Below are 16,189 nucleotides of genomic sequence, written 5' to 3'. Positions count from 1 at the left end.
GCAGACGAAGAACTGCGCTCCTCGCGGAGCGACCGGCGCCGTGGTTACGGCGGCACCGCCCCGCTACCGTCATGGGTGACAAAAGGCGCGCACGCGTAAGCATGTGCGCACCGCTGCCGCGTAGGCCCCCGTGAAGGTGGAAGCTCGTGAAGGCCATCCGCAGGTTCACCGTGCGTCCCGTACTCCCCGAAGCCCTTCACCCGCTCAGTGATCTGGCGCGCAATCTGCGCTGGTCCTGGCATGCCGAGACCCGTGATCTCTTCCAGTCCGTGGACCCCGAGCGCTGGGCCGCCTCCGAGAACGATCCCGTACGCCTCCTCGGGAACGTCTCGCCCGGACGGCTCGCCGAGCTGGCCGAGGACCGGCGCTTCCTGCGGCGGCTCGCCGCGGCGGCCGACGACCTGAAGGACTACGTCACCGGCGACCGCTGGTACCAGACCCAGGCCCAGTCGTCCGAACTGCCCGCCGCCATCGCCTACTTCTCACCCGAGTTCGGCATCACGGCCGCGCTGCCCCAGTACTCCGGCGGCCTCGGCATCCTCGCCGGGGACCACCTCAAGGCGGCCAGCGATCTCGGCGTACCCCTGATCGGTGTCGGACTCCTCTACCGGCACGGTTACTTCCGGCAGACGCTGTCGCGGGACGGCTGGCAGCAGGAGCACTATCCGGTCCTCGACCCGAACGAACTCCCGCTGTCGCTGCTGCGCGAGGAGGACGGCACGCCCTCGCAGGTCTCCCTGGCCCTGCCCGGCGAGAAATCGCTCCGGGCCCGTATCTGGGTGGCGCAGGTCGGCCGGGTTCCGCTGCTGCTGCTCGACTCGGACGTCGAGGAGAACGACCTCGGCGAGCGCGGCGTGACGGACCGGCTGTACGGCGGCGGCAGCGAGCATCGGCTGCTCCAGGAGATGCTGCTGGGGATCGGCGGGGTGCGTGCGGTCCGTACGTACTGCCGGCTGACCGGGCACGCGAGGCCGGAGGTCTTCCATACGAACGAAGGGCATGCCGGGTTCCTCGGTCTTGAACGTATTCACGAACTCTCTTATGACGACCTGGACTTCGACGCCGCGCTGGAGGCAGTCCGCGCCGGCACCGTCTTCACGACCCACACCCCCGTGCCCGCCGGAATCGACCGCTTCGACCGGGAGCTGCTGGCCCGGCACTTCGGCCCCGACGCGGAGCTTCCGCGGATCGAGGTGGAGCGGATTCTCCAGCTCGGGATGGAGACGTATCCGGGGGGCGAACCGAACCTCTTCAACATGGCGGTGATGGGCCTGCGGCTCGGCCAGCGCGCCAACGGGGTGTCGTTGCTGCACGGGCACGTCAGCCGGGAGATGTTCTCCGGGCTCTGGCCGGGCTTCGACCCCGACGAGGTGCCGATCACCTCCGTGACGAACGGGGTGCACGCGCCCACCTGGGTGGCGCCCGAGGTCTTCCGCCTCGGCGCCCGCCAGATCGGCGCGCAGCGCACGGAGGACGCCCTGACGGTCGGCGCCTCGGACCGCTGGGACGCCGTGGCGGAGATCCCCGACCAGGACATCTGGGAGTTGCGCCGAGTGCTGCGCGAGCAGCTGGTCACGGAGGTACGGGAGCGGCTGCACGCGTCCTGGCGCCAGCGCGGCGCAGGCACGGCCGAACTCGGCTGGATCGACGGCGTACTGGACCCGGACGTCCTGACGATCGGCTTCGCGCGCCGAGTCCCCTCGTACAAGCGCCTGACGCTGATGCTCCGCGACCGCGACCGTCTGCTGGACCTGCTGCTGCACCCGGAGCGCCCCATCCAGATCGTGGTGGCGGGCAAGGCGCACCCGGCGGACGACGGCGGCAAGCGCCTCATCCAGGAACTGGTGCGTTTCGCGGACGACCCGCGCGTACGCCACCGGCTCGTGTTCCTCCCGGACTACGGCATGGCGATGGCGCAGAAGCTCTACCCCGGCTGCGACATCTGGCTCAACAACCCGCTGCGCCCCCTGGAGGCCTGCGGCACGTCCGGCATGAAGGCGGCGCTGAACGGCTGCCTGAACCTGTCTGTCCTGGACGGCTGGTGGGACGAATGGTTCCAGCCGGACTTCGGCTGGGCGATCCCCACGGCGGACGGCACGGAGGCGACGGACGAGGACCGCCGCGACGACCTGGAGGCGTCGGCGCTGTACGAGCTGCTGGAACAGCGCGTGGCCCCCCGCTTCTACGACCGCGGCCCCGCCGGCCTCCCCGACCGCTGGATCGAAATGGTCCGCCAGACCCTGACCCTGCTCGGCCCGAAGGTCCTGGCCGGCCGCATGGTCCGCGAGTACGTGGAACGCCTCTACGCCCCCGCAGCCCGCGCCCACCGCTCCATGGACCCCTCCTCCGCCCGCGAGTTGGCGACGTGGAAGTCCCGCATCCGCACGGCATGGCCACGCGTAACGGTCGACCACGTGGAGACATCGGCAGCCACGACGACGGCAGAACTAGGCACAACCATGTCCCTACGCGTCCAAGTGGGCCTGGGCGACCTGGCCCCCGACGACGTCGAGGTCCAGGCGGTCTCAGGCCGAGTAGACGCGGAGGACCGCATCACGGACGGCACAGCGATCCCCCTCAAACCAGCAGGCGGCCCGGATCAGGAGGGCCACTGGCACTACGAGGGCCCCCTCTCCCTGGACCGCACAGGCCCCTTCGGCTACACGGTCCGCATCCTGCCTACGCACCGACTGCTCGCGTCGAGCGCAGAGTTGGGGCTGGTGGCTGTGCCTTCGGAGGAGTTGGTGGAGGCGGCGGGGGTTTTGATGCGGTGAACGGGGATGCCTCGGCTTGTGGTTGAGCGGCGGGCTGGCGCGCCGTGCGGCGCGGCGGCCGACGCTGCGGGCCCCAGGTAGGCGATCCGGGAATTGTGACACTTGCCCCGGCAAGTGTCACAATTCCCGGACCAACCCCCTGCACGGGGATGCTTTGCCGACAACATCGGGAGCTTCCCGCCCCCTGCGTTCCTTCACTCCTCGCTCCACACCGCGATCTCCCCTCCGGGCGTGCAGATAACTCGCCTTCTCCTCGGCCCGACGAGTCCCCAGGCCTCATAATCGTCATCGGGCTGGACAGTCAGCTTCACGCCGCTCTCGAATTCCAACCCAAGCTCCCCGGAATTTCCCACCTCGGCCTGAGAAATCACGTCACGGGCCAGTCGGACGAGATAGGGAGCCACAATGTCCGGCGTACACGGATCGAAAGCCACACGATCCCCGCCCGGAACGTGGAGAACCGCCTCGCCCTCGACGCGCAGTTCACAATCCCCACTGGTCAGGATGGTGAGAGCCGCGTCAAAGCAGACGCGGATGACTGCTTCACCTCGGAGGTTCAGATTCATCGGACATCCTCGAAGTAGAGCGCCAGCGCCTCGCGAGGTTTTCCAGAGACTCCTCGATGGTCTCGCCCTGCGAGGTGACCTCCACCTGGAGACAGCGGGCCACGTACCACCCGCCCTCATGGGTAACCGTGGCGGTCAGACGCGGTACTTCAGCCGTCATGCCGTCAGCTTCACATGCCCCGAGACCGCCGGACAGCGGCGCCATCCCTGCTGCCACCCGCAGCCGCGTACTGAGGTTGACCTGACGGAAGCCGCTCCGTCCTGTGTTTACACGCGAAGCCCGTCGAGTTTTCTCTCTGTTCCCTTGCAATTCACCTGACCTCGAAGGTGAATTCCAGCCTTTCCTTCGCATGGCTGAATAGCCACCCATTCATGTCGCATATTAACGGGACAACCTGCCCTGAGTGATGTGGATCACACTTGACGGTGTGAATTGTTGTGCGTTTATGTTCCGTCTCGAATCTGTGGGGAATTTGTGACGCCAGGGTGGGGATCGTGGGCGCAGAGGTGGGGGTCAGACAGGCGCGCGTTCGGGGCAGACGTCTGCGCCGTTTCGCGGCTGTTGCGACGGCGTGGTCTGTTCTTTGTTCGGTAACCGTGCTGTTGTCCTCGGCGTCGCCCGCTGCGGCCTCGCCTGCGAAGGCGCCGCTGCTGAGCGCCTCGCAGCGTGCGGCTGCCGCCGGGGAGCCCGTGGAAGACACTGCTCAACGCACCGAGTATTCGCGGACGATGACGAACCCGGACGGGACGTTCACGCTGACGCAGTCGACGGAACCTCAGCGGACCCGTACAACCGACGGATCGTGGCGGGACATCGATGCCACTCTGGCGCGTCGGGCCGATGGCAGCGTGGGGCCGAAGTCCGCTGTGGTCGATCTGGCCTTCTCCGGCGGCGGAGACGGCGGCGAAATGATTCGGCTGGGGCAGGGCGGGCGGTCGTTCGCGCTCGGCTGGCCGGGCCGTCTGCCCGAGCCCACGCTGGAGGCGGATACCGCCACGTACGCCGAAGTCCTGCCGGGCGTGGATCTGCAGCTGACCGCCACGGCCGAGGGCTACCGGCAGGTGCTGGTGGTCAAGTCGTCCGAAGCTGCGGGAAGTTCGGAGCTGGAACAGCTGCGTTTCAGCGCAGCAGGTAACGGCCTTGAGGTCGTGCCGGGCGCCGGCGGTGGTCTGCGGGCCGTCGACGAGGACGGCAACGCCGTGTTCAACGGTCCCGCCGGTCAGATGTGGGACTCCGCTGGGGGCCAGGACACCGGTGTGCAGGCCCAGTTGCTGCGTTCTGCCGGTGCGGCAGAAGACCCCGAAGCCGCCGCCGGGCAGGACCCCGCACAGCCCGGTGCGGGCGACGCCAGCGCCGTACTGCCGGTCCAGGTCGAGCCCGGCACCGTCACAGTGAAGCCCGACCTCGATCTGCTGCGCGGCGCGAAGACCGTCTATCCCGTCTACATCGATCCACCTGTCGGCCTCGGCCGCTCGGAGCGTACGAAGATCTCCTCGGACGGCGACCGGTTCTGGCAGTTCAACGGCAGCATGGGCGTGGGCCGGTGCGGCAGCGCGGACGGCTTCTACTGCGGTGCGAACTACGTCGACCGCATGCTTTTCGAATTCGGGCCGGGCAAGCTGAGCGGTAAGTACGTACTCGACGCGACGTTCCGCGCGTACGAGACGTGGTCGTTCAACTGCGATGCCAAGTGGCTCAACCTGGTGCGCACCAACAACATCTCCGAGGGCACCCGATGGCCGGGCCCGTCCACTATCGACCACATGGGGGACCGGCTCGTTTCCGCCGGGCGAGGGGACAACTGCAGCCCGGACCAGCCGGACAAGTGGATCGAGTTCAACGACGATCCGGCACAGCCGGAGGAGAATCTGACCTCGACCGTACGGGCCTTCGCCGACGGCAAGTTCTCCCGGCTGACGCTGATGCTGTGGGCCAAGGACGAGCGCGATCCGCGAGCGTGGAAGCGGTTCGACGACAACGCCGAGCTTCAGGTCACGTACGTGCCCCGGCCGGGTGTGCCGACGAACGTGGGCCTTATCCCCGGCGACGGCCAGACCGCGTACTGCGAGAAGTCGTCCACCAAGCCACTGATCGTCACGCGACTGGATCCCATGGTTCAGGCGCGCGTACAGACCAAGGTCCAGCCGGGCAAGGGTGAGGAAAAGGGTTCGCTGCAGGCCGAGTTCATCGTCGAGAACAAACAGGGCAGTACGTGGAAGACGGCATGGTCCGATTTCCGCCCCCGGGATGCCGGCTGGGATCCCGACGGCACGCTGGAGAAAGTGCGCACCAACGACCGTGCGGACGGGGGGATTTATCGGTACCGGGCGCGTACGCAGTCGCACTGGGCCTACGGCGGCAAGAGCGGTGATCTTTACTCGGCGTATTCGTCATGGTGTTACTTCAACGTCGACTCCACCGCGCCGAAGGCACCGCAGATCACCAGCGGCGGTCCGTACACCGTGTGCACGACCAATCTGTGTGAGGGGCACGGCGGTCCGGGAGTGGCCGGTTCGTTCACCTTCAAGCCGAACAGTGCTGACAGGGATATTTCCGGTTACCGCTGGCGGTTGCTGACGAGTTCGGCAGCGAACACCAGGCAAGTCACGGGTTCGACCGCCACGGTGCCCAATGTGACTCCACCGCTGTCGGGAACCCAGACGCTTTCCGTGGAGGCCAAGGACGTACGCAACCGATGGGGCGCCCCGGCGGAGTTCACGTTCAAGGTGTCCCCGGCTCAGGCCGAGACGGGACGCTGGCACTTCGACGACGCGACGCGCGACGCGAGTGCTCGTAGTGCCCAGGACACCGCCACCGTCGGTGACCGGCATCCCGCCGCACTCACCAACGCCGGTGTGGGCTGGTCCACCATGGCCCGCCGCGGCGACGCCGATCAGTCGCTCTGGCTGAACGACACGAGCAACTCCAGTCAGCAGACCGGCTACGCCACCACCTCCACACCCGTGGTCAATACGAAGGACTCGTACACCGTCTCCGCCTGGGCGTACCTCACGAACACCGACGAGACGCGAGTCGTCCTGTCGGAGGCGTCCGGAACTCTGGGGCAGGCGCTGGGACTGTCGTACTCGCCGGGTGACAAAAGGTGGGGATTCAGTCGCTCGGCCACGGACGTCGACAGCCCGGTGTGGGTCCGGTCGCCTTCCGAGCAGCCTGCCGTGCCGCATGTGTGGACTCATCTCGTGGGCGTGTTCAAGACCGAAGGCGATGACGGCATCCCCGACACGGATCCGAAGAACGACACCGTTCAGCTGTTTGTGAATGGCCGTCCGCAGGGCGAGCCGATCAACCTGTACGCCCGGTCGTCCGCGTATCAGGCGTGGACGGCGACCGGAGGACTGAGGATCGGACGCTCGCCCGGTGGCCAGTACTTCCACGGCCGCGTGGACGAGGTCGCCGTGTGGCAACGTGCGCTTGCTCCCGAGGAGATCACCGCGGAGGCGCGAGCCCTCCAGGACAACCAGCCGGCCAACGAACTGGTGGCCCAGTGGGACGCGACATCCGCCACTGGAACGGAAATCGGTGAGCAGACCTCCTACCCGCGACCCGCGATGAAGCTGTCCGGCACGGGCGCCGTCCTGAACGAAGACGACAACGCCCTGGCCCTGGACGGCACGGCAGGCTACGCATCGGCGGCGGGCCCCGTCATCGACGAGAGCGGATCGTTCACGGTCTCGGCGAGTGTGCAGGTGGACGCCGAAAAGCTCAAGGCCAAATCGGTCGGATACCGCGCACAGGTGGCGGGTCAGCGGACCGGTGGGGAGTCGTCCTGGGCGCTGTGGCTGGTCAAGCCCGCGGACGACGTCTACCAGTGGAAGTTCACCCGGACCGCCCTCGGGACCGACGGCAAGGTCACCCAGACCGCCGAGGTACCCGGCGGGGATCTCGCGGAGACCGACACCTGGGTGCAGCTGACCGGCGTTTTCGACGCCCAAGAGGACAGCGACTCCGGCAGCGGAAGGCTTCACCTCTACGTGGGCCAGGACCCGCAACCCGACATCGACACGGCCGACTTCACCGCGGCCCAGCAGGGCAGCGGTGAACTCGCCATGGGCCGTGGCGCCGTCGGCGGATCCACGGGCAACCACCTCCTCGGAAACCTCGGAGATCTGCGGGTGTGGACCGGAGCGATGACCTCGGACCAGGTCCGCTCCCAGGTCATGGCCGACCCGGACACCACCTGAGCATCTGACCTCCGCCCTCCGCTCCAGACCTTCGAACTCACCGACCCGTGCGGGCCGCCTCGCCTGCCCATGCCTGAGCGCACCGTCATCCACGGTTGCGCAGGAGAAAACGCGATGAACCTGTTCAGGACCGCGAGACCCGCGCGTCGTACTGTCATGAGCCGTTCAGGACGGTGGTCCCGCCGGGCAGCCACCCTTACGGGTCTGGCCGTACTGTCCGGGGTGCTGACCCCCGTGGCCTTCGCGGCGGATCCCGAACCGCTGGGCAAGCCGCGACTGTCGGATCCGCGCTCGGCGAAGGTCACCCCCCTCACGGCGAAGGCCAACAAGAAGGCCGCCGACACGGTGGCGCGCGCGGAGGCGGCGGACCGTACGGCCGCCGACCGCGCCGGCAAAGACCGGCAACGGAAGGTCAGTTGGCCGACCGCTGGACAGGCCACCGTGACGCTGCCCGCGAAGGGCTCCGCCAAGGCCTCGCCCGGCTCGCTGCCGATCACCGTCGCCAAGTCGGCCCAGGGCAAGGCCACGGACTCGGTCACCGTCAAGGTCCTCGACCAGAAGGCGACCGACAAGCTGGGCGTACGAGGCGTTGTGCTCCAGGTCGCCGGAGATCCCGGAACAGCTCAACTCACCCTGGACTACGAGGCCTTCGCGTCGGCGTACGGCGGTGACTGGGCCGGGCGTCTGCAACTGCTGCGTCTGCCGGACTGCGCTCTCACGGACCAGGCCGCACCGAAGTGCCGTACGCGCGAAACCCTGGACTTCACCAACGACCGTACGGCGCAGGAGCTTTCGGCGCCGGTCACCCTCGCGGCCCAGAACACCCCGACCGTCCTCGCCCTGGCCGCAGGCACCCAGTCCGGCGGCGGCGACTACAAAGCGACCCCGCTGTCGTCGTCCTCTACCTGGGACGCGGGCGGCTCGTCCGGCAACTTCACCTGGTCGTACCCGCTGCGCGTACCGCCGCCCGCGGCCGGCCCCAAGCCCGACCTGTCGATCTCGTACGACTCCGGCAGCCTCGACGGACAGACGGCCACAACCAACAACCAGGGCACGGCGATCGGCGCAGGCTTCGACATCACCTCCTCGTACGTCGAGCGCAAGTACGGCTCGTGCGACGACGACGGGCAGAACGAGAAGTACGACCTGTGCTGGAAGTACGACAACGCCTCGCTCGTGCTCAACGGCAAGGCCACCGAGCTGGTCAAGGACGACACCAGCGGCAAGTGGCGGCTGAAGAACGACGACGCCTCCACGGTCACGCACTCCACGGGCGCCGACAACGGTGACGACAACGGCGAGCACTGGACCGTCACCACCGGAGACGGCACCAAGTACGTCTTCGGCCGGAACAAGCTCGATGGCGCCGGGACTGACGACCGCACCAACTCCGTCTGGACCGTGCCGGTCTTCGGCGATGACGCGGGCGAGCCCGGATACGCGGACGGCACCAGCTTCTCCGGGCGCGACAAGAAGCAGGCCTGGCGCTGGAATCTCGACTACGTCGAGGACACCCACGCCAACGCCATGACCTACTGGTACGCAGCCGAGACCAACAACTATGACAAGCTCGGCGACGACACCACCGGCACCGGCTACATCCGCGGCGGCTACCTCAAGGAGATCCGCTACGGTCAGCGCGCCGGCGCCCTGTTCTCCGGCTCCCCGGCCGCCTCCGACAAGGTCGTCTTCTCGTACGCCGAACGCTGTCTGGCCTCCGGCACGGGGTGCGACGCGCTGACGAAGGACACCCGCGACAACTGGCCGGACGTGCCCTTCGACGCCGTGTGCAAGGACGGCGACAAGTGCACCGGCAATGTCGGCGCGTCCTTCTTCACGCGCAAGCGGATGACCGGCATCACCACGTACGCGTGGAACGCCGCGTCCACCGCCACGGACAAGTTCGAGGCGATCGACGCCTGGACGCTGACCCAGAAGTACCTCGACCCGGGTGACACCGGCGACTCCTCCGACCAGTCGCTGTGGCTGGACCAGATCAAGCACACCGGCAAACGCGGCACCGATCTCGCCCTGGACCCCGTGAAGTTCGGCCACGAGTTCCGCGCGAACCGTGTCGACGGCCAGAGCGACGACATCCTGCCGCTCAACCGGCCGCGCATGAAGACCGTCACCTCGGAGACGGGCGCGCAGACCATCGTCAGCTACGCGGACCCGGACTGCACGGCCGCGGGGGCGAAGCCCAAGCTCGACGAGAACACCAAGCGCTGCTACCCGGTCTACTGGTCGCCGAACGGTGAGAAGAACCCGGTCCTCGACTGGTTCCAGAAGTACCCGGTCACCTCCGTGTCCACGACTGATCCGCACGGCGGCGGGGAGGCGGTGCAGCACGCCTACCAATACTCCGGCGGCGGTGCCTGGCACTACAACGAGGACCCCTTCACCCCCGCGAAGGAGCGCACCTGGTCCGTGTGGCGTGGCTTCGGCAGGGTCACCCACCTCACCGGGGCGCCGAACGGCCCGCAGTCGAAGACTGTCAGCGTCTATCTGCGCGGCATGAACGGCGACCGCGTCCTCGGCTCGGACGGCAAGACCCCGGACAAGGACAAACGCAAGGCGGTGAAGGTCCCCGGCATCAAGGCCGTGGAGATCACCGACTCCGACCAGTACGCGGGCTTCACCCGGGAATCGGTGACCTACAACGGAGCCGCCGAGGTCTCCGGCACGGTCAACGACCCCTGGTCCAAGAAGACGGCCACCCAGCACAAGTCGTACGCGGACACCGAGGCGTACTACGTGCGCACCGGCGCCACCCACACCCGTACGAGCATCACCAGCAAGCTCGACCCGTACGACCGGGTCCGCACGGTCAGGACGACCTTCGACGACTACGGCATGGCCGAGACCGTCGACGACCAAGGCGACAACGCGGTGGCGGGAGACGAGAAGTGCAGCCGCACCTGGTACGCCCGTAACGCCGACAAGGGCATCAACTCCCTTGTCTCCCGTACCCGCGTCACCGGCAAGGCCTGCTCGGTCACGGACGACGCACTGGACCTGCCGGCCGATGCGAGCCGCCCCGGCGATGTCGTCTCCGACACCGCCACCGCCTACGACTCCACCACCTGGAGCGCGTCGCAGACCCCGATCAAGGGCGAGCCCAGGTGGACCGGTCGGGTCAGGCAGTACACCGAGGCGAACGGCCCCGTCTGGCAGAAGGTGTCGACCAGCACGTACGACAGCCTGGGCCGGATCCTGACGGTCAAGGACACCAACGACCTGACGACGGCGAAGACGGAGTACGTTCCCGCGGCGACCGGTCCGCTGACGTCGACCGGCGTCAGCGACGCCAAGGCGTACAAGACGACCACCGTGGTGGACTTCGCGACCGGCTCGCCGACCAAGGTCACCGACCCGAACGGCAAGATCACCGAGACCACGTACGACAGCCTCGGCCGCACCACCCAGGTGTGGCTGCCCAACCGGCTGCGCGTCCTGGACGCCAAGCCCAACCACGTCTACGGCTACCACGTCACCAGCAGCGGCATGTCCTGGGTGTCCACCGGGGCGACCAAGGGCGACGGCTCCGGCTACAACACCACCTACGAGTTCTACGACTCCCTCCTCCGCCCCCGCCAGGTGCAGACCCCGAGCCCGGTCGGCGGCAGGCTGATCGCGCTGACCCTGTACGACTCCCGTGGCCTGGCCGTGGGCACGCGCGCTGACATCTGGGACGAGACGTCCGCCCCCTCCACCAAACCCGTAGAGGTGGACGGCGGTCAGGCGCCGATCGAGACCAACACCACCTACGACGGCGCGGGCCGCCCCGTCACGGTCACCACCAAGACCCACAGCGTCACGCGTTGGTCGACCACCAGCACCTACACCGGCGACACGGTCGCCACCTCCGCCCCGAAGGGCGGCCAGGCCGTCGCGGTCGTCACGAACGCGATCGGCCAGACCACCGAGCGCCGCGAGTACGGCGGCCCGCAGCCCACCGGCACCGATTACACGACGACCGGCTACACCTACACCCCGGCTGGCCAGCAGAAGACGATCATGGGTCCGGACAAGGCCGTGTGGTCGTACACGTACGACCTGTTCGGCCGTCAGGACACGGCGAGCGACCCCGACAAGGGCAGGACGACCACCGGTTACGACAGCCTCGACCGGGTCGAGTGGACGCTCGACTCCGAGAACAAGAGGCTGCTCTACGGGTACGACGAGCTGAACCGCAAGACCGGCATGTGGCAGACCGAGAAGACGGACGCCAACAAGCTCGCCGCCTGGACGTACGACTCCCTCGCCAAGGGACAGCAGGACACCGCGGTGCGCTACGAGGGCGGCGCGACCGGCAAGGCGTACACCCAGAGGGTCACCAAGTACGACAACCTCTACCACGCCACCGGCAGTGAGCTGGCCCTGCCGGACAGCGATCCTCTGGTCGTGGCGGGGGTTCCGAAGAAGCTGTCGTTCAGCAGCACATACAGACTGGACGGCACGCTGGCGGGGGCCACGGAGCCCGGAGTCGGCGGCCTGGACACCGAGACGGTGGAGTACAAGTACAACGCGACCGGACAGGTGCTGACGTCCAACGGCAAGTCGGGTTACCTGCTCGGGGCTGTCTACTCTCCGCAAGGCGATACGCGTCAGCTCACGGTCGGCACGTCCTCCATCAGCTCGGACAAGAAGGCGTATCTCAACTACGACTACGAGGCGGGCACCCGCCGCCTGACCCGCTCCTACGTCACCGACGACGTGCACGGCTATATGCCGCAGGAGTTGAAGTTCACGCAGGACGACGCGGGCAACGTCACGTCGATCTTCGACGGCACCACGCAGGGTGGTACCACCAAGGCCGACTACCAGTGCTTCTCGTACGACGGTCACAGCCGTCTGACGGAGGCATGGACGCCGAAGAACGCGGACTGTGCGGCGTCAGGTCGCACGGCGGGCAACGTGGACGGTCAGGCGCCGTACTGGACGTCATACAAGTACACCGAGGCCGGGCAGCGTGCGAGTGAGACGCAGCACGGTCTGGGGAGCCGGCAGGGCCAGGACACCCAGCGCACCTACACCTACCCCGGGTCGGGCGCTGCCCAGCCGCACGCGCTGAAGGAGGTGTCCACGACCGGTGACGGTACGAGAACCGAGGCCTTCACCTACGACAAGACGGGCAACACCAAGGCGCGTACGGCCACGACGTCGCACCAGTTCTTCCGGGCGGGCTTCAAGCTGACCTCCGGCAAGGAGGTCCTGTCCCAGCGGGCCCGGCTGGTGATGCGCGAGGACGGCGACCTGGCGCTCTACGACCGCGAAACAGGGAAGCAGGCCTGGCACACCAACACCGCCGGGCACGCGGGCGCTTGGGCCACGATGCAGGAGGACGGCAACTTCGTCGTCTACGACAAGGACAACAACCCCCTGTGGGACAGCAAGACCTGGGGCTCGGGCCACTTCGCCACGCTCCAGGACACCGGAGTCTTCGTCGTCTACAACAAGGACTGGGAGCCGCAGTGGAGCGCGGGGGTGTGGCTGGGCTCAGAGCCCGTCACCTCCGGCACCCAGCAGCACACCTGGAACGCCGAGGGCAAGCTCGCCACGACCACGAACGCCAAGGGCGCGCAGACGAGTTACCTGTACGACGCTAACGGCGAGCTCTTGATCCGCCGGGCGGTGGGTGACGGGGACACGGTCCTCTACCTCGGGGGGACCGAAGTCCGCCTGACGACGAAGGGCACGGCGAAGGCCCTGTCCGGCACGCGGTATTACACGGCGGCGGGCCAGACGATCGCGGTCCGCACGGCGACGGCCGGCACGGCGGGTTCGAAGCTGAACTTCCTGGCGGCGGACCATCACGGCACGTCGAGCATCGCGCTGGACGCAACGACGTACGCGGTCACGAAGCGGTACACGACGCCGTTCGGTGCGCCGCGAGGCGAGGAGAGCGCCAACTGGCCGGACGACAAGGCGTTCTTGGGTAAGCCGGCCGACGTCGGCACCGGGCTGACCCACATCGGTGCGCGTGAGTACGACCCCGCCCTCGGGCAGTTCCTCAGCGTCGACCCGGTGCTGGCCGCCGACCAGCACCAGTCCCTCAACGGCTACAGCTACGCCAACAACACCCCGATCACCCAGTCCGACCCGACCGGCCTCTTCTGCGACGGCTGCAGCATGGGCAACCCCGACACGGCCTGGACACCGGACAACGGCCCTGGCTGCACGCACTATGCCTGCTACGACCGTGGCGGAAACGTCCAGTACCAGGTCCGCCCGGGCGGGGGCGGCGGGGGTCGTGGGACAGCCTCCACTGGCAGCTCCGGCCACACTGCCAGCAACAGCGGCGGTAGCAAGAGTGGAAACGGCTCAGGGGTTGTCCTGAAAAAGGGGCCGGGGGACAACGACACGGGATGTGGTTCCTGGGGGTTCCTCTCTGGAGTCTGCTCCAGTGTTGGAGAGACGTTCTATGGAGCTGTAAGCAATGCCCCGTACATGGCTGAGTACGCCGGCTGGATCTTCGACGGCGACTGCAGAGATGGGGGCGGGCCAGGGTCGCCTGGGTGTGACTACGGGGCTCAATTCGACGCATGGGCGGCCGGCCATGGCTACAACACGTCCAGCGACGCTTACCAGGTGCCGAGTGCCCTTGCCGCCATCTTCTCCCATAGGCCGAGTTTTCGTGGCAAGGGTGCTGCGGGGTGCAAGTGTTTCCTCGCCGGCACCAACGTCCTGATGGCCAACGGCACCACCAAGGACATCGAGGACGTCGAAGTCGGCGACGAGGTCCAGGCCACCGACCCCGAAACCGGCGAGACAGGCCCACGCAAGGTCACCCACCTGATCGTCACGGAGGACGACAAGCACTTCAACAAGCTGTCCATCGCCACCGAGGACGGCGTCGAAGAACTGACGGCAACTTACGAGCACCCCTTCTGGTCACCGTCCGAGAACGCCTGGATCGAGGCCGGTGACCTGCTCTCCGGCATGACCCTGCTCACCGACGACGGCGACACGGTCCTCGTCACCGGCAACCAGGCCTTCACAAAGCACGCCCGCACCTACAACCTCACCGTCGATGACCTCCACACGTACTATGTGCTGGCGGGCGAGACACCTGTACTCGTTCATAACAGCAACTGCGGTGGGCGTTGGAAATTGGGCGAAGATTATTCCAAGCCCAACAAGAATGGCGTCGCGCCATCCTTGTCCACCATGCGTAAGCGATTTTGGAAGAACGAAGCGGCGGAGCCGGGCGCCGCAGACCAATACGGTGCCGCGAACATCGGTCGTATGAAGCGGGGATCGGCGCCACAGCGGCAGCGCTCGGACGGGTCGTGGGAATCAATGGAGCTGAGTCATGAACCTATTCCCGAGCGCGATGGCGGTATGTTGCTAACACCGCGATGGCCAGAGGATCATGCAATTATGGATCCCGGCGGATACCGTAGGCTCCCACCCGGTTACTAACGCTGCGGGCGGGTGTGGCGCCAGTGCCCTCTGGCGCCGCGCCCAAGCGTGCTGCTCAAGTAGGGACGATCTAGGAGGCTTCAAGTGAGCACAAGTGGGGCGCAGGCGGCGGCCTTCTTCCGTGAGATCGTTCAGACTCGTACCATTTGGTGGGTTCGAGATGACGACGGCAGTCCGACGCCGGTTTCAAGTTCTGGGCGACCGGCATTTCCCTATTGGTCATCGGAGGCCCGTGCGCAGCGCGCCGCTCAGATATGGGGTCCTCAATTTCGTGCTGTTTCAATGCCGCTGGATCATTGGCGAAATGCGGCTTTGCCGGATCTAGCCAAGGATGACTTCCGGGTAGGGATTAATTGGAGTGGGCAGCACCTGACTGGATGGGACTTCACTGTCAAGGAAGTGCTCAATCGTCTCATTCATGCGCTTGGTGAACCACCATACGACCGGTAGATTCAGTTGAGTGGCAGCGCTCGGGCGCAGCTTGAATCGTCCTCTTAAGAGCGATCAGAAGCCCCACCGAAATTTGTTTTGGTTGGATGCTGACGCCAGTAGTCGACGGCAACGGCGGCGAACACCGGGGTGTTCGCCGCCGTTGTGAGGCGTCTGTCAGAGGTGGTTGAGGGCGTTGCCGAGTGCGGTCATGGCTTCGCGTTGGAGGCGGAGTGTGACGGACGTGGGCGTAGACGCTGGCGGTGGCGCCGACGTGTGCGTGGCCCAACAACTCCCGGCGTGCGCCCCGAAGGCGTATCCCGTTGTGCTATCCGGCACCGACTCGGGCGTGGACCGTCTTGCCGATGTGTCGGCGCGGACTCCAGGTGAGTTCTGTAGTCAGCGCTCGCACGATGGTCAGGCCCCGTCCTTGTTCCTCTGCCACCTTCTGCGGTACCGCCTCGGTGAAGTTCGGGAACTGCGGGACTGGGTCCGAGACCTCGATCAACAGTGAGCCGTCCGTGAAGTGCGTGAGGCGTAGCCACAGTTCATGCCCGGGGTGCCTGGCGTGGCGTACGGCGTTGGCCACGAGTTCCGATGTGATCAGTGCGGCGTCTTCGGTGTCTCCTTCCCAGTCCCAGAGCGTCAGCCGGCGTCGTGTGTGGAGACGGGCCAAGCGCACGGTGGCGGACAGCATGGGATAGCTCAGAGCCCATTCGTTCTGCGGGGGTGTGACGGCGGCCGTGGTCGTCGTCGGCTCGGCTGTGCTCATCTCGTGCCCTTCCCGGAGCG

6 protein-coding genes are annotated in these 16,189 nt (G+C 67.1%); 4 read left to right on the top strand and 2 right to left on the bottom strand.

Translation table 11 applies throughout. The features are described from left to right. Positions 1 to 146: 146 nt before the first annotated feature. Positions 147 to 2,774: an alpha-glucan family phosphorylase gene (glgP, locus tag ACQEVY_RS14050; protein WP_432948319.1), complete on the top strand. Its 2,628-nt coding sequence runs from the start codon at positions 147 to 149 to the stop codon at positions 2,772 to 2,774. Positions 2,775 to 2,968: 194 nt separating this feature from the next. On the opposite strand, the gene ACQEVY_RS14045 is transcribed toward glgP, so the two are convergent. Then, the gene (locus ACQEVY_RS14045; protein WP_432948317.1) at positions 2,969 to 3,340 is read right to left on the bottom strand and encodes a DUF6188 family protein; all 372 of its coding nucleotides are present in this window, start codon (positions 3,338 to 3,340) and stop codon (positions 2,969 to 2,971) included. A 729-nt stretch (positions 3,341 to 4,069) separates the two neighbouring features. Here ACQEVY_RS14045 and ACQEVY_RS14040 point away from each other — a divergent pair. From ACQEVY_RS14040 to ACQEVY_RS14030, 3 genes are all read left to right on the top strand, one after another. Further along, on the top strand, positions 4,070 to 7,543 hold the full coding sequence (locus ACQEVY_RS14040; RefSeq protein ID WP_432948315.1) for a LamG domain-containing protein: 3,474 nt from the start codon (positions 4,070 to 4,072) through the stop codon (positions 7,541 to 7,543). Between the two features lie 156 nt (positions 7,544 to 7,699). Then, positions 7,700 to 14,968 (top strand): polymorphic toxin-type HINT domain-containing protein, encoded by a 7,269-nt coding sequence (locus ACQEVY_RS14035; protein WP_432948313.1) that lies wholly within the window; start codon positions 7,700 to 7,702, stop codon positions 14,966 to 14,968. An 84-nt stretch (positions 14,969 to 15,052) separates the two neighbouring features. Beyond that, on the top strand, positions 15,053 to 15,418 hold the full coding sequence (locus ACQEVY_RS14030) for a DUF2750 domain-containing protein (protein ID WP_432948311.1): 366 nt from the start codon (positions 15,053 to 15,055) through the stop codon (positions 15,416 to 15,418). Positions 15,419 to 15,725: 307 nt separating this feature from the next. Here ACQEVY_RS14030 and ACQEVY_RS14025 read toward each other — a convergent pair whose 3' ends face one another. Continuing rightward, complete coding sequence (locus tag ACQEVY_RS14025; RefSeq protein WP_432948309.1) at positions 15,726 to 16,169, bottom strand: ATP-binding protein; 444 nt, start codon at positions 16,167 to 16,169, stop codon at positions 15,726 to 15,728. Positions 16,170 to 16,189 lie beyond the last annotated feature (20 nt).

The organism is Streptomyces sp. CA-288835 (genome assembly GCF_050936385.1).
Classification (GTDB): Bacteria; Actinomycetota; Actinomycetes; order Streptomycetales; family Streptomycetaceae; genus Streptomyces.
This window is presented reverse-complemented; position numbering and strand designations above follow the sequence as displayed.